The following is a 20,249-nucleotide window of genomic DNA, read 5'->3' as shown; positions in this document are numbered from 1 at the left end:
TTTCAAAGCCCTGCCTTTAAGTGATTATAACGGAGAGATGGATTCGTCATTCTTCTGTTATTACCATACAAATCGAGAACCTTCCGCTCATTCGCGCCGTGCGCCGCCCCCCAGGTATCAATATTCCTACTTACCGCCGGATTCTGGGAGAAAAACGTGTCGAGCGCTGCACCTAAATCATCCTTGACAAAGGCGGGCCTATTTATATCATGATCAAGTACTACAGCCTTTCCTAAAGGAGACTTAAATAACTTTTCGGCACTAAAGCTGTACCCCGCGGGCACTTTACTCAATGCAGCATGCAGCCTATCAATAAAATCCATTATTTGTATTTCCACGTATAGCGGGCTAGCAATTGCACACGCCATCGCAGAAACTGGTTGGCAATCAATTACCTTGCCAAAGGTCGCTTCATTACATCCAAGTTGCAGGTTTTCTTTTAGCGCCTGTTTTTCCAATTTAGCGCCGTTAGCTCGAGCCTCCCCCTGATAATATAATTGCGGGGATACACCAGCTTCATCTAATTTCCAACCTTTAGATTCAAAAAATTCTACATATGCATCTGGATATTGATCCTTGAATTTTTTAATTTGATCTGGCAGCTCACCGCCACCGGTGACTTTCATTGTTTTCTGCATCGCTCCCGCAGTGATCACTTCACTGTCATAACACTGTACCCCATTGATTTTTGCTTCATTCCCCGACATGACAACAATAATTTTCTTTTCATCCGCTGTAATCCTCCCCGCAGATACTAGCTCATCCCATTGAGGAGCACTGCCTAACTCTTTATCACCGGTATGTAGCGGGCCATAATGGGTCATAGTGCTAGAATTCCAACGAGTCACTTTAACAATAGCATTGCACTCGCAGATTTTTTTAGCGGTCATATTTTTTATGAATTCAACCGGATGAAAATGCCAAACTACATCTGAACTAACAGCGGCCTTACCAGACAGCTCACTCCAAAAAACATATTTGCTTATCCGTTCTTTTTCGTGCTTCAACTTTTTTGGAGATGCTTCTAGTATTTTATCCAACTTACTCCACTTAACCGACTCCGCCTTGTCCTTCCACTCAGTTGGATGGTGAGCAATGAGCTTCGCCCAGTGATCTCTCATATCAACATTTTTCAATGCCTCAGAGAGTTCATTGCTATCAACATCCCCGTCGTGGTTTTTATCAATTTTGACGAAAAGATCTTTGAAGAACTGAGGCATGTCTTGAGGGTCGAGGAATCCATCGGCAACGGTGTTTGTTTCTTCCACGATCTGAAAACCCAATTTCTCCCAGTCGTGCTGAGTGATGAGCGTTGCGCCAGATTTTTTAACAAGTCCCTTTAACGGTTGATCGTCTTCCACCACACTGACGTCATACCAGCTTTCATCGCCTTCCTTGATCACGGGAGCCTTGCTTAAATCAACAACATGCTCCTTTTTGACCGGAATACTACCGGTAGCAGGCGCCTTTTTCTTGAGCTCAGCTCCTGCCAAAAGATGTAGATATTGTTTACCTATCTTCAAATCAGCAGCGTTTTGAAGAAAATTTTCTACGTCGACATCAGCAGTGAATATCTCGACATGAACCTGATACTTATTGGTTACGCCGCCATCTTCGCCTGTGAGGTTTTCTGTCAGCCCTAAGTATCCGATCGGATCACCTGCCTTGATACCGGTACTTGCAGGCTCTACAGAATTGAAGCTACTCGGGATTACATCCCAGGCAACATATTCGTTTTCCACAATCACCCAGAAGCTGGGAGGAAGGTTTCCCGTCCCAGCCAAGCTACCGCTGCTGGTACATTTCGCCATTCTACGAATTGTCCCTGCAACATTGAGGTTCAGTACCTCTTTGCTTTCAAATTCCACAGAACTTTGAGGGTTAAGTTGCAGCGAGCCAATCTTATCACCGGCATTCTGCCCATTTTGGGCAGAGATAGGACCCTGATAAAGATCCAATCTTGTCAACGCGGTTCCTTTCACCTTACCTTGCCAATATTTTGGCTTTAAACGCTCCGGGATCGGGTCTGCCAGCCATATACGTGCGGGTTTGGAGTTTTTGTAGGGTTCTCCGTCTTTCAAGTATGCGAACCAAACCTCTTTGCCAGTCTCGCGAACTTTGTGACCGCTTTTTTTCACACTACCTGACAGGATTTTCCCTTTTGCGTAGGTAACTGTGCCTAGGGCCTTTTGATCCAGTATTTCAAGTTTGGTCCCCGCAACGAGCTTGCCGACGTTCTGAACGCTACTGGATTCAGGGAAATCGTCGTAAGCGTTGAAGTCACTTACTTTCATGGTCACTTGAGGCTTCGGAGTTTCTTCCTCAGTCAGCGGATAACGCTTGAAGGGCAGAAGGTGCATGTACAAGCTGTAGAAATTCAGCTTGTTTTGCTTGCCTTTATTCGGTCCGTCTTCTGGGTTCGGCGCAGATTTGTACTCATGTCGCACCAAACAAAACGAGTTGGAATACTTCAGTTTTTTCTCATTTTCACCGAACGTAGACTCCAAATAATCTTCGTTAAGTCGGTAGGCCACGACTTCACCGTCGGCCATACACCGAATTGGTTCGTTCAAGATGCACTGAGGAGCGCTGGCATTGCTGATGTGAATGCCGCCATGCCAGAACTTGTTGCTGCCTAGCAAGTAGTGGCCAGCAGTTTCAGCCTCGAGGGCTTTGTAAACCTCCTCAGCATCAGCGAACTGTTTACCGTCAGCTTTTCTGAACGGATATTGAAAGTTCATCAGAGGGGCGGGGCCTGCCGGTGCAGGTGCTGCCGACGGCGCGGGAGCTGGCGTGGCACCTGTCCGATATTCCTCCTTAGCTCTCAGAAATTTTGTTGGAACAGGCCAGTAGTAAGCAGGCGGGTTAGTTCCAAAGAATGCTTCTGAAGGTCCGTTAGTGGTCTGAGCACCAAAAATTTTTCCTTGACGCGTCGCCGCGTTGTACTCCATGACAATGCCAGTATGAAACAGACGACGACTACCTCCCGTTAGAGGAAGTATGTCAATCCAAAGAGCAATGTCCCCTTTCTTGACCTCTGTCGGCGGCACTACGGTGTAAAAGCGAGAGGAGGCGTTCATAGCTCTCGTCTCCTCATACTCAATCTGGTAGCCCGCGCCAGTGAGCAGAAGGTTCACCATATGTGAACAATCGATCAGTTTTTTTCCCGCCGCGTTGGTTTGAGTGCCATTACCTCCCATCAAGTAGACGTAATCACCGCCGGTGTACTGGTTTCTTAAATCGAGTGGTTCGGTCATTTCTGCATCCTGCAAATTAATAGCAATAGCTGGTCTTGGTAGAAGCAGCAGCGTCTTGCGCGTTTAAACGTTTCAGATTTCCGGCAGCGGTGTCGTTACCCTTGTCAGCGGCGAGGCGATAGCAGGCAAGCGCTCTGGACATGTCTTTGGTAACGAGCCTTCCTTCTTCAAACGAGTAACCCAAGTAATTCATCGCATCGACCGAACCCATTGATGCAGCGCGAATAAGCTCTTTTTCGGCTTGCTCTGGATGTCGGCAAGGCCCTTCGGGTACAGGGTTGTTCCCGTAGCAATAGAAAGTCGAAAGAGAGGCTGCACCGTCGGCAAGCGTTGTCGCGGCAGCCTTGAAAAGCGCCTCGACTTTTTCCGTTTCCAACTGTGGTGCCATTCCAGAAAGACTCAGACCCGCAGCACTCAAACTTGCTTGTGGGTCTCCAGAAGCAGCAGCGCACTCATAGTTTTCCAGCGCAGCCACAAACAGTTCACCGGTTAGCCGATACTGCTCTAACCCACCTAACCCAGCGAAGGCTTGCGCGCGCTGATAACAAAAATTCTCGGAGGTGTTCATGGTCGGCGTACTCGCCACTACGAGATTTTTCTCACTAATCGACCAATCCTCAACACCCTCCAAAACCCAACACGCCTGGCGAGAAAAGTTAAAGATCTTGATGTTGCTGTTACCTGCACGCTTATCAACAACGTTGAAGTGACTGTCGTCAACCGCTTCGACTTCGACACCTTCTGTCTTACCTGTGGCTACGGGCGCCATCAGTGGAAAGGCCAATGTCGAGCTTTTGACTCCCGTCGTTTGCGGCTCAAAATTTCCGCTCTCCCCAGCAGGTTTCAAAACCAGCGATTTCACCGTCATCGCAGTCAACCGCTGCTGAATTTCAGCACTCGCAGAGAACGCCGGCAGGAACTGGGAAAAGTCCTCGGACGGACACTCATCCGCATAAGCGCTTCCATGAACCAGGCTCAACAGCGAGGCGGTGAAAGCCGCTACGGCGAAGCCATTGCTCTTCTTCAACAAACCATTCATGTCGATCACTCAGAAAATACAAAAAAAGCCTTCGGCTTAACCTTCTCAGGCACCGCATTCCCCAACGCCTGATCCATCAAACTCCCCGCCTTATCCTTATCCGCCGCCCCCGGCAGCACCGGCGGTTTAATCCCGATCCCAGTCCCACTCCCCGGCGACCCACCGGCATTAATCTTCACCACCGGCCCAACCACCGTCACACCACCACCATCGAGCTTGATAAAGCTCCCACCACCAAGAATGGTCAGCTCCGTCCCCGCCTCAATGACAATCTTGTCCCCAGCCTTGAGGTGTATCTCTTTCCCCACGCTGGTGAGTTGCGCCGTGCCCAACTTCACATGCTGGTTCTGCCCAACCGTCAGGTGATCATCCAGCTTCGCCTCAATCTTGCGGTCAGAGATCGTGGTGCGGTGTTCTTCAGCCTTCAGCTCGGTGTAAGTGTTCTTCACCACCGTGTCATGGCGTTCGTTGCCGACGCGGATTTTCTGGTCGTGCTCGACGTTTTCATCCCAGTCGCGCTGGGCGTGGATGAAGATTTGCTCGGCGCCCTTTTTGTCTTCGATGCGCAGTTCGTTGTAACCGCCACCACCCGGGGAGCTGAGGGTTTTGAACACGCTGCGGGTTTTGTTCGCCGGGAGGGCGTACGGCACCGGGTTTTCCTTGTGGTACAGGCAGCCGGTGACGAGGGGTTGGTCGGGGTCGCCTTCTAGGAAGGTGACGAGGACTTCCATGCCGATGCGCGGGATGCTGATCGCACCGTAGCGGTCGCCGGCCCAGGAGCTGGAGACGCGTAGCCAGCAGCTGGTTTTGTCGTCGGCCAGGCCTTCGCGGTCCCAGTGGAACTGGACTTTGATGCGGCCGTATTGGTCGCAGTGGATTTCTTCGCCTTTGGGGCCGGTGACCATGGCGGTCTGGCTGCCGAGCACGCGGGGTTTCGGGTGTTCGAGGGCCGGGCGGTAGAAAACGTCCCACGGGGTGGCGAGGAAGGTGTTGCGGTAGCCCTGATGGAAGTCGTCCTTGTTGTCGGTGGTGTCGCTGGTCACGCCTTCTTCGAGGACTTGCGGCTGTTTGCCTTCGTGGAAGATTTCGGTGAGCAGCCACAGGTCGTTCCACTCGCTGCGCGGGTGGTCGGACATGGCCATGAAGTGACCGCTGACCAGTTTGGTCTGGTCGCCGCGACCTTCGGCCTGGCGGTAGTCGGCGCGATGGCGTTCGAGGGCGCGCTGGCTGAGGAACTTGCCGCGCGCGCGGTCGATGAAGCGGCCCGGGTAGTCGTAGTCTTCGAGATCCGGTTCAGTGCTCTCGCCATCCGGTTTGTAAGCCGCTTCCATCTGCAGGCGCGGTTTTTCGAAGTCGTAGTCGCGGCGCGTGGTGCGGCTGGTGCGGGTTTCCAGGCGCAGTTTGAAGCCTTTGATCACCGGCTCTTCAGCGACCATGCCGCTGCCCTGTATGTAGGCGGTCGGCTGGCCGAGGTCGGGGAACACGGTCTGGTCGTCGCCGAACACCAGCAGGTGGCCCTTGTCGCTGTGCTGGAAGTGGTAGTGAATACCCTCCTCCTCGCACAGGCGCTGGACGAAGTGCAGATCGGTTTCGTCGTACTGCACGCAGTAGTCGCGATCCGGGCACGGCTGGCTCAGCTGGAAGCTGTAGGCGTTGCCCTTGATCCCGTGTTCGTCGAGGATCAGCGCGATGATTTTCGGCGCCGACATCTGCTGGTAAATGCGCTGGTTGGTGCGGTGATGCAGGTATTGCAGTTGCGGCACCAGCGAGACCTTGTAGCGGGTCAGGCGCTTGCCGGCATCACCCTGGGCGACGCGGTAGATCTGCCCGTGAATGCCTGACCCTTGTGGATCGAATGCGAGGAACGCCTGCTTGTGCAGGAGTTTTTCCAGATCCAGATCGGGGTTTTCGCTGACCAGTTCGAGGTCGAAGCGAAACGGCTGGCTGATGCCTTCGGTGCCGGTGAACGACAGCACTTGCAGGTCGCCCACGTAGTCTTCGACCTTGAGGCTGAAGTGGGTTTCGTTAGCTGGGTTGAACATAAAGCGCTCCCTGTTCGAATGTCGTCCGTTACGCCCGAAGTCGCAACCGTTGCAGCCAGGACGAAGTGGCGCCCAAGGCGTCACGCAATTGTTGGGCAGTGATGGTGCGTTCTGCCGCATTGAAGCTCAGCGCGGTTCGCAGCGCTGGCCAGCCGTGTTTCGGTAAGTTCGCCGGGGCTTGCAGCTCGCGCTCCAGGTGCTCGTCGCGGGCCTGGGTCGAGGGCAAGCGGCGGAACGGGTGTTTGCCGCTCGCCAGTTCATAGATCACGCAAGCCACGCCGTAGACGTCCGCGCTGGCCGACAACGGTTGGCCCTCAAGCAGTTCGGGGGCGGCGTAGCCCGGGGTCCAGGCGTTGAAACGCTCGCGGCTCAGGTGCGGCAGGCCGGGCAACACGCCCTCGTCTGCCTGGCCGAGACCGAAGTCGAACAGGCGCAGACCGTCTTCACTGAGCATGACGTTGCTCGGTTTCATGTCACCGTGCAGCACGCCGCGACGGTGGGCGTAGGCCAGCGTGTCGAGCAGCGGCAGCGCGATGTCGCGCGTTTCTTTCCACGGCAGGCCGAGGGGCCGCTCGCAGAGCAATTTGTCCAGGGTCAGGCCACGCATGTATTCCATGGTGATGAAGGCCCGCTGGCAGTCGGTGTCGACTTCAAAAGTGTGTGCACGCACGACGTTGTCGTGGCGCAGGCGTCGGGTCAGGGCGAACTCGCTGTAAAGCAAGGCACTGGCGTCCGGCGATTCGGCAAATTCTTCGCTGAGGATTTTCAGCGCAATGTAAGGGTCGGGATCGCCGAACTGCTCGTGCAGCAGATCCCGTGCCCGGTAGACCGCACCCATGCCGCCCGCCCCGAGCAGACGCTCGAGGTGGTAGCGGCCGGCGAGTACGTCCGGCAGTGCACCGATGCTGGCCTTGGTCGGCGCCAGCAACGGCTCGGCATTGTTTGCCTTGGCGAAGGCGAAGTAGGTCAGGTTGCTGGCCTGCTCTTCGCTCATCAGCAAGTCATCGACTGAGGATTCGATTTCAGTCATTGGCGGATCACCACGGCAGTCAGGTTGTCCCGGGCGGCGCCACGCAGGGCGCCGTCGAACAGGCGTTCCAGCGCCACATGTGGCGCGCTGAGGCTGAGGGCGTTGCCGAGGGCATCGCTGCTCAGGCCCTGATACAAACCATCGCTGCACAGCAAAAACGCATCGCCCGGATAGACCTCGAGTTCGAGGACATCCAGGGTCAGCTGTTCGGCGGCGCCGACGGCTCGGGTCAAGGCCTGAGCCGCCGGGTGCGCTGCCGCCTGTTCGACGCTCATCTGTTGCTCGTCGATCAGTTGCTGTTGCAGCGAATGGTCCTTGGACAGCTGATACAGCCGCTGCCCACGCCACATATAGCAACGGCTGTCGCCGGCCCAGATGCAGGCCGCGCGATTGCCTTCCACCAGCAGCGCCACGACGGTGCTACCCATGATGCTGTCGTGGCGTCCGGCGGTGACCGTCAACTCCTGCCCCAAGCGCCGGTTCAACCAGTGCAGGCACTGGCGGATGGCTTTGAGGCGTTCGTCGAAGTCCTCGTGCTGCGGCAGTTCAGCCAGGCTGGCGACGATCAACTGGCTGGCGATGTCGCCACCCTGATGACCGCCCATGCCGTCCGCGACCACCCACAGCCCCTGCTGTGGCGAGTCGAGGAAGGCATCTTCGTTGCGCGCCCGCACCTTGCCCGGGTCGGTACGCGCCGCGCTGCGCCAGGGACTGGCCACCAGCATCAGAGCTGCACCGGCATACGGAAGGTGCGCAGCACGCCCATGTCGAACGGGTTCGGCGTGCGCTGGCTGGTCAGCAGGTAGTTGGCGCGCAGGCCACCCACGTCAGCTTTCAGCACCAGCACGTCGCGTCCGGTCAGGTACTCGGTCTGCATCAGGTCAAACAGACGGAACAGCGACCATGGGCCGGAGTTCTTCTCGATACCGATCGGACGCCCGGCCATCTTGTCCATCACCAGGCTGGTGCGACCGTCTTCAGCGTCGGTCGGCCACTTGAACGTCATTGGCAGGATCGGACCGTGGCGGTACTCCATGGTCTTGTCGCCGAACTTGAACTCGGAACGGCTCACCGCCGGATCGAGGGTGTACGGCTCCAGTTTGAACTGCACGGTCGGCTCGGCCGGGTTGATCGAGAAGAAGCTCTGGCGAATCGTCAGCGCCGCCGCCATCTGGTCGAGGTACATCTTCGATACCGGCAGGCTGTGACCGTCGACGCTGCGCATCCGGTAGTTGCCCGGATCACCGCTGACGAACGGACGCATGTAGCTGTCGAAGAAGCGATCGACGGTGCCTTGAGCGCGGAAGAACTCGCGGAAGTCGCTGATCGCCACGTCGCTGGTGCTGCTGGCGCTGAACGGATAACGCTTGCTGATGGTTTTGCCATACACGCTGTACAGCTCGTTCTGATAACGGCCGTTCAGGTATTGGTAAGCGTCGTTGAGCACCAGGCGCCACGAGTCTTCGGCCAGCACGTTGAACCACACGCTCAGCGGACGCGGCAGGCGACCCGAGGCCGCACGCAGGTTGGTCAGCGCATCACGCTGGCCGCTCATGCGGGTTTTCGCCATTTCGAACGCGGCTTGTTCCGGCGTGCTGGAACGGGCCAGACCGGACAGTTGCAGTTGCAGGTCGTTGAGCGCGCTGATGGCCGGGGTGAGGTCTGCGGCCGGGCCGTTGTTGTCATCGAGCAAGCGATGCAGCGGCTCGAAGCGACGTTGCAGCGACTTCTTCGCGGTGTCCGGGAGGCTCTTCGCCACGGCCATCGCCGAAGCCTTGTCCGCCACGGCAGACGCCAGTTTGCCGACCTTGCCCAGTTTGCCCTTCTGCCCTGCCAGTGCATCGGCGGCATCACCGGCTTCGTCCACCGGATCGGCAGCAGCCGGGAAGCGCGTGTTCTCGCGCACTTCAGTGAGCAACGCCAGCACAGGCGAGTTGGCCGACGTCAGGCCCGCCAGTTGCTCGGCGCCTTCACCGGCGTCGCTGATCGGCGGCAAGGCCACCTGGCCAACGGCCTCGCTCCAGTAGTTGGCGTAGTCGCGGAAGTACAATTGCTCCAGCTCGACCATCAGGCGACGCAAGTCCATGTCGCTGATGCCCGCGCCTTCGCCCAGCACCCAGTTGTCACGCAGGATGTCGGTGACCAGCGCCGAACCCTGCACCGAGAAATACTGCTGATAACCCTGCTGGGTGTAGAAGCCCGGGATCACGTATTCGGTGCCGATGAACAGCGAGCCCTGCGGGCCGAGGTGTTGGCTGAAACGGTATTCCGGCAGGTTGCGCGCCTGCTCGCGGAGCATGCGGTACACCACGGTAGCCAGCGATTCGGCGCGCAGCACCTGACGTGCCTGAGTCACCAGTTGATCGTTCAGCGGGTAGATGAACGGCTGCTTCAGCAGGCGCTCAAGGTGGGTGTTCAGACCATTCTGCACCGCGGTGTTGCCGGTGTAGCGCTGCGACCAGTCAGTGGCGACCCAGTCCTTGAGCCACACGGCGTCACGACGGTCTTTCATGTTCAGCATCAGGTACGCACGCAGGCTGTTGAGCAGCTTGTCGCGGTCCTTCATGTTGGCGCGGATCTGCCCTTCGAGCATCGTCGCGACCCGTGGCAGCAATTGCGCTTCGAGCTCATGTTCGTAGGCTTGCCTGACCACCGGATTGACGTCTTCGCCCTGATACAGACCGCCACGCTCGTGGTACGAGACGTCGCCCTTCTTCGGGAACACCTGAGTCGCGGCGTAGCTGGTGTCGAGGGTTTTCAGCACGCCCATCGCATCATCGCGCGGGGTCAGCGCCGAACGCTGCTGAGTCCAGTTCTGCGCCAGCGTGCGCAGGTTTTCCAGACGCTCATAGTTGGCCGAGAAGCCACCGGCCCAGAGCATGCCGAACAGCGCCAGTGCCGCCAGTGCGCCGACGTACAACGCACGCTGGCCCCAATGGATGCGGCTGCGTTCGCGCTTGTCGAGGCCGGCCAGATCCGACTCCGGGAAAATCACCCGACTGAACAGATGATGGATGAAGCGCGAACGGCCACTGCGCAGGGTCGGCAGCACGCCGGCACTCATGCCGAGGCTGGCGCCGATGCCAGCGGTGGTCGCGTCCATTTCCTGTGTCAGGTGCGGAGCGCTGGTCAGGTAGAAACCGCGCAGCAGCGACGCGCGCTGATACCGGTTGCCGGTGAACGCCATGTCGACGAACAGGCACAGGCGCTCGCCGATCTGCCCCAGTTGATGCGGGAAGTCGAGGATGCGGCCACGGCGCTGGGTATCGCGCTCGGAGTGCATGCGCATGATCACCTGATTGTTCAGGCGCCGCAGCAGCTCTTCGAACTCGCCGCGCAGTACCGCGACGTCGGTGCCGACCTGATCCTTGCGGAAACTGGTACCCAGCACCTGATCGCTTTCTTCGCGGGTCAGTTGATCGAAGAACTCGTCGAACCCGAGCAGCTTGTCAGCCTTGCTCAGCACCAGATACACCGGCACATCGACGTGCAGTTTCTGATAGACGTCTTGCAGACGACCGCGCACCTGGCGCGCCAGGGTGTCGATGTCCTGCTCGCTGCCACCGATCAGCGATTCCACCGGAATGGTCACCAGCACACCGTTCAACGGACGCCCGCGACGACGCTTGCGCAGCAACTCGAGCAAGGTGGTCCAGGCACTGCCGTCGACTTCGGCGTCCGGCTGGGTGGTGTAGCGCCCGGCGGTGTCGATCAGCACACCGTGATCGGCGAAGTACCAGTCGCAATGACGGGTGCCGAGGGTGTCGCGGGTCAGCTTGCGGTCGATCTTGTTGATCGGGAATTCCAGACCGGAGAAGTCCAGCAGGCTGGTCTTGCCGGAGGCCTGCGGACCGATCAGCAGGTACCACGGCAAATCGTTGCGCCAGCGTTCGCTGCGGCCGCGATACAGGCTCGAAGTCTTCAGGGTTTTCAGCGCGTCCTTGAAGCGCGCCTTCAACTCTTTCTGCTCTTCTTCGATCAGCTCGTCACGACGGATGCGATCCTGGCCATCTTCGGTTTCTTCGACGGCTTTCTTGCGGATGCCCGCGCGCCAGCTGACGAAGACCATGGTCAGGCCCCAGATCAGGAACAACACGGCGATGGTCAGCAGACGCGAGGTCGCGCTTTCCCAGAACTTGTAGTCATCCACCGCCAACAATGGGCCGACGAACCACACCAGCAGCGCCACGAACAGCACCAGCAGCAGAGTCCAGACCCAGGTCTGGCGCAGGAAGGCGCCGACTTTCTTGAAAAACTTTTTCATCACACGTCCCTGTTTACGGCTGCGACTGCGGTTGCACCGCGGCCGGATCGATCGGCTGATAGGGTTGCAGAACGGTGTCGCGCTGCTCGCCCAGGACCCAGGCGAAGCCCGAATACATCACCACCAGGCAGACCAACGTGAACAGCACCACCATCCACGCCGGCACGATGCGCACCAGGTTGCGGCGCTGGTCGTTGAGGCCTTCCCAGTGCGGCGACAACTCGCGCGGCACGTCGCCACGCAACTGACGGATCTGCCGGTACAGGGCGTCGCGGATGCCTTCAAGCTCAAGCATGCCACGGGCCTGCACGCGGTACTTGCCCTCGAAACCAAGGGACAGGCACAGGTACATCAGCTCGAGCATCGGCAGGTGTTTGACCGGGTTCTTCGACAGGCGATCGAGCAGCTGGAAGAACTTCTCGCCACCGAAGGTCTCGTTGTGGAAGCTGCTGAGCAGGCTCATCTGCGACCACTCGCTTTCGTTGCCCCACGGCGTAGTCACCACAGCTTCGTCGACCACGGTGCAGAGCACGTAACGCGCGGCCATCACCTGGCTGCTTTCGGCGCCGTTGTGCAACGCGCGCACTTCAAACAGCTTGAGCCCGGCGGTCAGGCGCTCGTTGAGCGCGTAGAGGTCTTCGCGGGTTTCGCTGTGCTTGAGGCGCACCACTTCCGAGAGCAGTTCGGACGACGCCGCCACCAGCGAATTGAGGCTGATGTTGAAGGCCTCCGCCGGGCGCAGGCGCGCGGCGTAGATCATCCGTTCTTCCAGTTGCTCGAAGCGCGGCGGCGCGGCGAAGTCGGTCAGCGGACTGGCTGCCGGTCCGTGGCCCTGACGATCGAGCAGGACGGTTTTGTCGTCCTGGTTGTAATCCGTTTCCTTGATCATGGCGGTCAGTTCCTGATGGCCCAGAATTTCAGTTCAAGCTCGGCGAATTCGCCGGACACGTGGAACGCGAAGCCGCCGGAGCGCTCGAGCTGCGCCAGGTCTTCGGAACTGAGTTCGAGGATGAAGTAGGTTTTATTCGAGTGGAACGCGATCTGCCGCGGGGCCACCGGCAACGGTTTGACCTTGATCCCCGGCAGGTGCAGGTTGACCAGTTGGCGGATGCGTTCCACCGGGCCGACCTTGAGGTGCGCCGGCAAGCGGTGGCGCAGTTCTTCGGAGTCGCAGTTGGCACTTGCCGCCAGCACGAACGACGCCGAGCCGAGCAGTTTGTGGTCGTGCAACGGCGACACGATGATGCCGTACTGACGCGCTTGCAGGATCAGTTCGATAGCGTGCTGTTCGAGCACCATCGACAGCACCTGACGAATCGCTTCCATCAGTTTGCGGAAGCTCGCGCCCTGATCGGCGTGGGAATAGCGGCTATCCAGACGCGGGCGCTTGCTGTCGCTGGAGAAGGTCGCCAGATCGCCGAGCATGGTCAGCAGTGTGCGGTACAACTCTTCCGGGTGTACCTGCTCCAGACCGAGGTAGTGACGCAGCAGCAGTTCGGTACGGTTGATCAGTTGCAGCATCATGAAGTCACCGACTTCCGCGCCGCCGACCTTGCCGTTGGAGCGGATCCGCTCGGCAATCGTGTCGCCCCGGTGGTTGAGCATGCTGATGACTTCTTTCAGGCACGACAGCAGATAGCTGGACGCGTGGGCCTGGATGTAGGTCGGCACGAAATCCGGGTCGAGACTGATCACGCCGTCCGGCGTGGTGTCGAGCACGTCGCAGATCTTCAGCTTCACGTAGGCCTGATCACTCTGCTGCTCGCCGAGCAACAGTTTGAAGTCCGGGCGACCACAGCTGACCTGGCTGGCGGAATCGTCGCCGGCGTTGGAGTCAGCCACTTCGGCGTCGTACGCGGTGTAACGTGCGAGCACGTCGGACTGCTCCGGACGGCGTGCCTCGATGTGGTTACCGGTGACCAACGGCAGCGCCAGATAAATCGGCGTGTTGCCAGTGTTCGGCGGTACGTCCAGCGCCAGCGGCTCGGTGTTGCCGCCGAGTTCGAACAGGCTGCCGTCCGGCAGGATCCCCGAGGCGGCACTGATCACCAGTTTGCCCATGTTGAGGAACTGCAGGTCAATCTCCAGATTGAGGAAACCCCAGGTGTAGCCACCCAGCAACTGGGTGCGGGTTTTCATCTGATGATCGTAATAGCGATCGTTGTGCTGGAAGTGCTGCGGCCGCAGCAACATGCCTTCCTGCCAAATGACTTTATGGGTATTCATGTTCAGTCATCCGCCTTGGCGAGCGCTTCATGGGTGTTGCGGATACCGGCCTGATCGAGGGTCAGATCGGCCTCGGTCAGCTCCAGCGGGGTGACCTGAACGGTGTAGCGCCACTTGGTTTCCGGCAGATCGCGGTAGGCGGCGAGAACGCCGACGTAGCGGCTGCCCTCCTCCACGCTGAGTTTCATTTCCACGGTTTCACCCGGGCGCAGTTCGAGTTCTTCGCTGGCCACCAGATCCGGATTGAGGGATTCCTTGGCGCGCTCGTAGAGGCTGAAGAAATCAGCGTTCTCGAAGGTCACCGGGTGCTTGAGCTCGAACAGGCGCACGACGATCGGCGAAGGACGGCCGTTGAGATCCGGGTTGAGCTGATCGCTGCCGGTCAGCTTCAGGTTGATCTTGGTCACTTTCGAGTACGGCGACAGCGACGAGCAACCGGCGAGCAGCACCAGCACGGTGAGCGCAGTCAGCGTCTTGAAAAAAGCGGTCGAGCGGCGAGACATGCGCATCATCCTTGGTGGTCGGTGTGGAGGGTAGAGATCAGGCGGATCTGTTCTTCGTAGGCCTGGGCGAAGTCGCGGGCCAGCAGACGCTCGCTCCAGTCATCGTCCTGACGCAGGGCCTGGTGGTAGCGGCCGAACGCTCTCCAGCGTCCGCCCGAGGTGGCGATCAACGGCTTGTTGTCGCGCTCGAAACGCAGAGTCAACTGCTCTGGCGAGAAGTGCTCCAGGGTGCCGCGCACGGCGGCGCGGCTGGCGGTGAGCAGCGCGACCTGATGCGCTTGCAGATCGCGGAATGCACGGGAGATCGCCTGCTCGGCCGGCAGGTGCCCTGGCTTGTGCGGCTGCAACAGAATCTCCAGCGCTTCGCTCGGATCGACGGCGAATTTCAGCGGGTTCTTGTTGGTGCCTTGCACGGTGGTCTGGGCCAGACGCAGTTCGTTTTTCAGCTCCGAACGAGTGCGCAGGCTCTGCTGCAAACCGCCGATGCTCTGGCGCAGCAGACGCGCGGCATTCAGCGCCAAGGCTTCGCGGGCGTCGTGATCAAGGCCTTTGAGATCCACGCCCAGCGCCGCGCCGAAATGCTCCCAGAAACCTTCGCTCTGACGCTCGACGGCTTTCGGGGCCGGAGCTGGCTCGGGCTCAACCGGGGCGATCAGCTCCGGCACCATCAGGCTTTCCATGTCGATACGCGCATAGTCGGCACGCTGACGGGAGTCCTCGGGCTTGGCGGTCGGTGCCAACAGTTCGTCGATCTCCGAATAGACGCGCTCTTGCTGTTCGATCGCGTTCAGCGGATCAAGATCGAGGAAGGCGTCGTCCGGAATGATGCTGCCGGCGGCACGCGGACGGCCGACTTCACCGTCGAAGGTCGCCGGGTCACGCACCAGCCGCGCACGAATCTCGAAGTCACCGAGCACGTAGGTGCTGCCGTGCTCGATGCGCACCGGTTCGCCCTTGTGCAGGCGTGCGCCGCTGCCGCCGTCCTGGACGCCGTTGCTGCTGGTGTCGGTGAGGAAAAACGTGCCTTCGCGGTAGCTGACAATCGCGTGGTGATTGGACAGATGCCGCTTGCGGTCAGGAATGATCCAGTCGCAGTCCTCGCCCCGCCCGATCACGCCGCCGGCCTGTTTGAAGGTCTTCTGGCACAACTCGGTGGGCACGAACTGCTTGGTGTTCAGCATTTCGAAAACCAGTTCCATGTTTGATGCTCCTTGCGGTCACTTGCCGCGATTGACCGCTTGCGGATCACCCAACGGGCGATAGTCGTTGTCGTTGAATTTGTAATTGCCGCTACAGCCGCCAAGGCCGCATAGAACGACGAGGGTCAGCAGGACAGCGTGCCAGTGACGAACAGACATCAGAGGGTCTCCAGGGGTAGACAAAGCACAAAGCGCCGACCCCTGCGGGCGGCGCTGAAATTAATTCTTTGAGTGGTCTCGAAGGCTCTACATCGGGGCCTTGAGCCAGACCACCGAGGCGTACGCACCTCCTGTGGCAAGTGAGCAATTTGTGGCGAGGGGACTTGTCCCCGATGGGCTGCGAAGCAGCCCCAAAACCTGATTACCGGTTCTTTCAGGAGAACCGCGTTTGCTGGATTACGACTACTTCGCAGCCGATCGGGGATGAATCCCCTCGCCACAGAGAAGCCCCTCAAGACAGGAGTTGTGCAAACGGCAAGAGCCAGGTTCAGGTCAACCATCGAAGTCACCCAGGTTGATATTCAACCGCCCGAGGCGGTACAGCAGGGTGCGGCGCGGCAGGCCCAGTTCGCGGGCGGCGAGGGTCTGGTTGCCGTCGTTCTTGCGCAGGCAGTCGAGCAACAACGTGCGTTCGACTTTTTCCAGGCGCTCGCGCAGATTCAGGCCGCTGTGGTCTTCGGGCATCGGCTCCATGCGCAGGGAGAAATGCTCGGCCAGCAATTCGCCGCCCTCGCACAACAGCACCGCGCGTTCGACCAGTGCCTTGAGTTCGCGCACGTTGCCGGGGAAGGTGTAACCGGACAGGTGCTCCAGCGCCGCGCTCGACCAGCGCACCGGATCACGCTGCAAATACGCGCAGGTCTTCTCGGCGAAGTGCTGAGCCAGTTCGAGGATGTCGCCTTCGCGCTGACGCAGGGCCGGCAGCTCGATCGGGAACTGCGCGAGGCGGTAATACAAGTCCTCGCGGAATTTGCCTTCGCTGACCAGCGTCGACAGATCGCGGTGGGTCGCGGCGATGATGCGCACATCGATCTTGTGCGTGTCGTTGGAACCCAGCGGACGAATCTCGCCCTCCTGCAAAACCCGCAGAATCTTCGCTTGCAGCGACAGCGGCATGTCGCCGATCTCGTCGAGCAACAGCGTGCCACCGTTGGCCGCATCGAACAGCCCCGCGCGGTCACGGTCAGCGCCGGTGAAGGCGCCTTTGCGATAGCCGAACAGCTCGCTTTCCAGCAGGTTTTCCGGGACTGCTGCGCAGTTCTGCACGATGAACGCCTGAGAGCGGCGCGGGCCGCAATCGTGAATCGCCCGGGCCACGACTTCCTTGCCGGTGCCGGTCTCGCCGCGCAACAGCACGGTGTAAGGGCTGTGCAAGACTTTGCTGATCAGCGAATGGGTTTGGCGCATGGCGGCGCTTTTGCCGATCAGGCCATAGCCGTTGATGCTCGGCACACTGCGCGCCACCGTGGCCGACTCTGCCGGCGGCTGGCGCAGACGCTGCAGCAAGTGCAACTGACCAAGGACGAACGAGCCGAGCTGGCCGAGTGAGTCGGCAAAACCCTGCAGGTCGACGTGACGACGACTGGCGCACAGCAGCAGGCCTTCAACCGCCTTCTGCTGATTGACCAGCGGCACGCACAGCAGCGATTGCCAGGCACCAGCGGTGGCCGGCAGGAAACTGGTTTCGTGCAGGCTGGCACCCAGATCGTCGAGGCAGACCACGCGGTTCTGGCACAGGGCAAACTGCAGCAGCTGCTCACCGTTGTAGTCCGCCGGCAGGCTGGTGGCGGCGCGCGGTTGCAGCGCGCCGTCGAGGCATTCGGCGTTCATCCCCAGGCAAGTGTGGGTGGCGTCGAGCAGATACAGCTGCGTCAGTTCGCAACCGCTCAGTTCGGCCAGTCCACGCACGAAGTCACCCAGCAGCGCAGCACCGTCCGCCGCGCGCGACAGGCTGGCGAACTGCGCCAGCAAGGCTTCGGCATAGACCAGTGGCTGCGGCACTTGAGTGAACATCACACCCACCTCAGGCGAACTCGCACGTCACGCTGGCGTTGCCGTCGAGCGTGGCATGCACACGTTTGAGGCTTTCACCGGTGGCCATCGCATCGAGCAAGCGGTCGGCCACCAGCGGCAGCACGTGCTGATCGAGCAAATGGTCGATCAGGCGCGCGCCGCTTTCGCTTTGCGTGCAGCGCTCGGACAGGTGATCGACGAGGTTCTGGCACCAACTGAAATCCAGCTGACGACGGTTCAGGCGCTCGCCGAGACGACCGAGTTTGATCTCGATCAGCTCGCGCAGCACCGGGCCACCGACCGGGTAGTACGGCACCACTTTCATCCGCGCCAGCAGCGCCGGTTTGAAGTGTTTGCTCAGCACTGGGCGAATGGTCTCTTCGAGCAACTCGGCGGTCGGGCGGGCGCCGTCTTCGCAGAGGTCGCTGATCTTGTCGCTGCCGAGGTTCGAGGTCATCAGGATCAAGGTGTTGCGGAAGTCGATCTCGCGACCTTCGCCGTCGTTGGCCACGCCCTTGTCGAAAATTTGATAGAACAGGTTGAGCACGTCGGGATCAGCCTTTTCGACTTCATCGAGCAGCACCACCGAGTACGGCTTCTGGCGCACCGCTTCTGTGAGCATGCCGCCCTCGCCGTAACCGACGTAGCCCGGTGGCGCACCGATCAGACGCGAGACGGTGTGCTTCTCCTGGAATTCGGACATGTTGATGGTGGTGATGAAACGGTCGCCGCCGTACAGCAGGTCAGCCAGGGCCAGCGCGGTTTCGGTCTTGCCGACGCCGCTCGGGCCGACCAGCAGGAACACGCCGACCGGTGCGTCAGGCTTGTTCAGGCCGGCGGCAGTGGCGCGCATCGAGCGGTCCAGTGCGTGCACGGCTTGTTCCTGACCACGGATGCGCGTGCGCAGGTCGGTGGCGAAACTGGCGACCTTGGCGTTGTGCTCGCGGGCCAGTTGCGCCAGCGGCACACCGGTCCAGGCGCTGATCACTTCGGCCACCAGACGCGGGCAGACTTCGAAGCTGACCAGACGTTCTTTGACTTGAGCCGCGGTCAGGGCACTGTGGGTCTGGTGCAGTTCGGCTTCCAGCGCTTCGACGCTCTGGCCTTCCTCGACCTCGGCGGCGATGGTTTCGATCACCGTGCCTTCGGCGTCTTCTTCAACGCTGACGGTCGGCTCGACGGCGGCAGCTTCGCGAGCCTTGGCCAGTTGCTGGCGCAGTTCCAGCAGGCGCTCGGCCAGTTGTTTCTGCTCGGTCCACAGACTTTCCAGCGCGACCATTTCGCTTTCGGCTTCGTCCAGTCGCGCTTCCAGTGCATCCAGCGCTTCGTGGTCGATCAGCAGACCGGCCTCGGCATCGCGACGCAAGGCCTGACGCTGACGACCGCCTTCGGCCAGTTCGCCACGCAGGCGTTCGAGACTTTCCGGGGCAGCAGCGAGGCTGATGCGCACGCGGGCACACGCGGTGTCGAGCACGTCGACAGCTTTGTCCGGCAATTGGCGACCGGCCAGATAGCGGGCGGACAACTCGGCAGCGGAAACCACCGCGTCATCGCGCAAGTAGATGCCGTGGCTCTTCTCGTAGACCTGCGCCAGACCACGCAGGATGGTCACCGCTTCGCTGACGGTCGGCTCATGCAACTGCACCGGTTGGAAACGACGGGCCAGCGCCGGGTCTTTCTCGAAGTATTTCTTGTACTCAGCCCAAGTGGTCGCAGCGATGGTGCGCAGTTCACCGCGAGCCAGTGCCGGTTTCAGCAGGTTGGCCGCGTCGGAACCGCCGGCGTTGCCGCCCGCGCCGATCAGGGTATGGGCTTCGTCGATGAACAGAATGATCGGTTTCGGCGAGGCTTTGACTTCGTCGATCACGCCTTTGAGACGGCGCTCGAATTCACCTTTGACGCTGGCACCGGCCTGCAGCAGGCCCATGTCCAGCGACAGCAGCTCGACGCCCTTGAGCACCTGCGGCACTTCACCGGCAGCGATGCGCGAGGCCAGACCTTCAACGATGGCGGTCTTACCGACACCGGCCTCACCGACCACGATCGGGTTGTTCTTGCGGCGACGGGCGAGGATGTCGACCATCTGCCGAATCGCTCCATCGCGGCACAGCACCGGGTCGAGTTTGCCGTCGCGCGCTTGTTGGGTCAGGTTATGGGTGAAGCGCTGCAGCAGCGATTCGCCCTGCGCCGCCGGCTTGCCATTGGCCGCCGGTTGCTCCTGTTGCGACAGGGCGAATTCCTTCAGGCGATCGATGTTCAACTTGGCGAGCAGCGGCTGGTAACGGCTGCCGGCGTAGCGCATCGGGTTGCGCAGCAGCGCGAGGATCAGCGCGGCGTCTTCGACCTGGGTCTGGCCCAGTTCGAGGTTGGCCACCAGCAGCGCGTCTTGCAGCCATTGCACCAGTTCCGGGGCGAACACCGGGTTGCGCGAGGCGCTGTGTTCAACGCGAGATTGCAGTGCGGCGCTCAGTTCACCGGCATCGACGTCGGCATCCTGCAACGCACGCGAGAGCAAGCCGTTCGGGCGCTCCAGCAGGCCCAGCAGCAGGTCTTCGACGAGGATCTTGCTGCCGCCACGGGCCACGCAACGTTCGGCCGAACGTTCCAGGTCACGACGGGTTTCGGCGTCCAGCGCCTGGATGAGTTGTTGCAGGTCTACGTTGATCATGGCTCACG

13 protein-coding genes are annotated in these 20,249 nt (G+C 59.9%); all 13 read right to left on the bottom strand.

The window, feature by feature from the left end:
* Positions 1–2 precede the first annotated feature (2 nt).
* Positions 3–3,257 carry an EF-hand domain-containing protein gene (locus tag CRO59_RS20295; protein WP_027610393.1) on the bottom strand — a complete coding sequence of 1,085 codons (3,255 nt, stop codon included), beginning with the start codon at positions 3,255–3,257 and terminating at the stop codon, positions 3–5.
* Between the two features lie 16 nt (positions 3,258–3,273).
* Positions 3,274–4,296, bottom strand: a complete 1,023-nt coding sequence (locus CRO59_RS20290; protein ID WP_097089480.1) for a tetratricopeptide repeat protein — start codon at positions 4,294–4,296, stop codon at positions 3,274–3,276.
* Between the two features lie 5 nt (positions 4,297–4,301).
* A complete protein-coding gene (locus CRO59_RS20285) occupies positions 4,302–6,338 on the bottom strand; it encodes a type VI secretion system tip protein VgrG (protein ID WP_097089478.1) in 2,037 nt (678 codons plus the stop codon).
* A gap of 28 nt (positions 6,339–6,366) precedes the next feature.
* Positions 6,367–7,368: a serine/threonine-protein kinase gene (locus CRO59_RS20280; protein ID WP_097089476.1), complete on the bottom strand. Its 1,002-nt coding sequence runs from the start codon at positions 7,366–7,368 to the stop codon at positions 6,367–6,369.
* Entirely contained in the window at positions 7,365–8,093 is a 729-nt protein-coding gene (locus tag CRO59_RS20275) for a PP2C family serine/threonine-protein phosphatase (RefSeq protein ID WP_027610389.1), read from the bottom strand. The genes CRO59_RS20280 and CRO59_RS20275 overlap by 4 nt, the downstream gene beginning before the upstream one ends.
* A complete protein-coding gene (tssM, locus tag CRO59_RS20270) occupies positions 8,093–11,632 on the bottom strand; it encodes a type VI secretion system membrane subunit TssM (RefSeq protein ID WP_097089475.1) in 3,540 nt (1,179 codons plus the stop codon). The genes CRO59_RS20275 and tssM overlap by 1 nt, the downstream gene beginning before the upstream one ends.
* A gap of 13 nt (positions 11,633–11,645) precedes the next feature.
* Positions 11,646–12,521 carry a type IVB secretion system protein IcmH/DotU gene (icmH, locus tag CRO59_RS20265; RefSeq protein ID WP_095668000.1) on the bottom strand — a complete coding sequence of 292 codons (876 nt, stop codon included), beginning with the start codon at positions 12,519–12,521 and terminating at the stop codon, positions 11,646–11,648.
* A gap of 5 nt (positions 12,522–12,526) precedes the next feature.
* The gene (gene tssK / locus CRO59_RS20260; protein ID WP_007962327.1) at positions 12,527–13,858 is read right to left on the bottom strand and encodes a type VI secretion system baseplate subunit TssK; all 1,332 of its coding nucleotides are present in this window, start codon (positions 13,856–13,858) and stop codon (positions 12,527–12,529) included.
* Between the two features lie 2 nt (positions 13,859–13,860).
* Positions 13,861–14,361 (bottom strand): type VI secretion system lipoprotein TssJ, encoded by a 501-nt coding sequence (gene tssJ, locus CRO59_RS20255; RefSeq protein WP_007962325.1) that lies wholly within the window; start codon positions 14,359–14,361, stop codon positions 13,861–13,863.
* Between the two features lie 5 nt (positions 14,362–14,366).
* Positions 14,367–15,560 (bottom strand): type VI secretion system-associated FHA domain protein TagH, encoded by a 1,194-nt coding sequence (gene tagH / locus CRO59_RS20250; protein ID WP_097089473.1) that lies wholly within the window; start codon positions 15,558–15,560, stop codon positions 14,367–14,369.
* A gap of 18 nt (positions 15,561–15,578) precedes the next feature.
* Positions 15,579–15,719: a hypothetical protein gene (locus tag CRO59_RS20245; RefSeq protein ID WP_003229566.1), complete on the bottom strand. Its 141-nt coding sequence runs from the start codon at positions 15,717–15,719 to the stop codon at positions 15,579–15,581.
* Between the two features lie 333 nt (positions 15,720–16,052).
* A complete protein-coding gene (locus tag CRO59_RS20240; RefSeq protein WP_097089472.1) occupies positions 16,053–17,573 on the bottom strand; it encodes a sigma-54-dependent Fis family transcriptional regulator in 1,521 nt (506 codons plus the stop codon).
* Positions 17,574–17,583: 10 nt separating this feature from the next.
* The gene (gene tssH / locus CRO59_RS20235) at positions 17,584–20,241 is read right to left on the bottom strand and encodes a type VI secretion system ATPase TssH (protein WP_095137721.1); all 2,658 of its coding nucleotides are present in this window, start codon (positions 20,239–20,241) and stop codon (positions 17,584–17,586) included.
* Between the last annotated feature and the right edge of the window lie 8 nt (positions 20,242–20,249).

This window comes from Pseudomonas sp. LAMO17WK12:I5 (genome assembly GCF_900215165.1).
GTDB lineage: Bacteria > Pseudomonadota > Gammaproteobacteria > Pseudomonadales > Pseudomonadaceae > Aquipseudomonas > Aquipseudomonas putida_A.
This window is presented reverse-complemented; position numbering and strand designations above follow the sequence as displayed.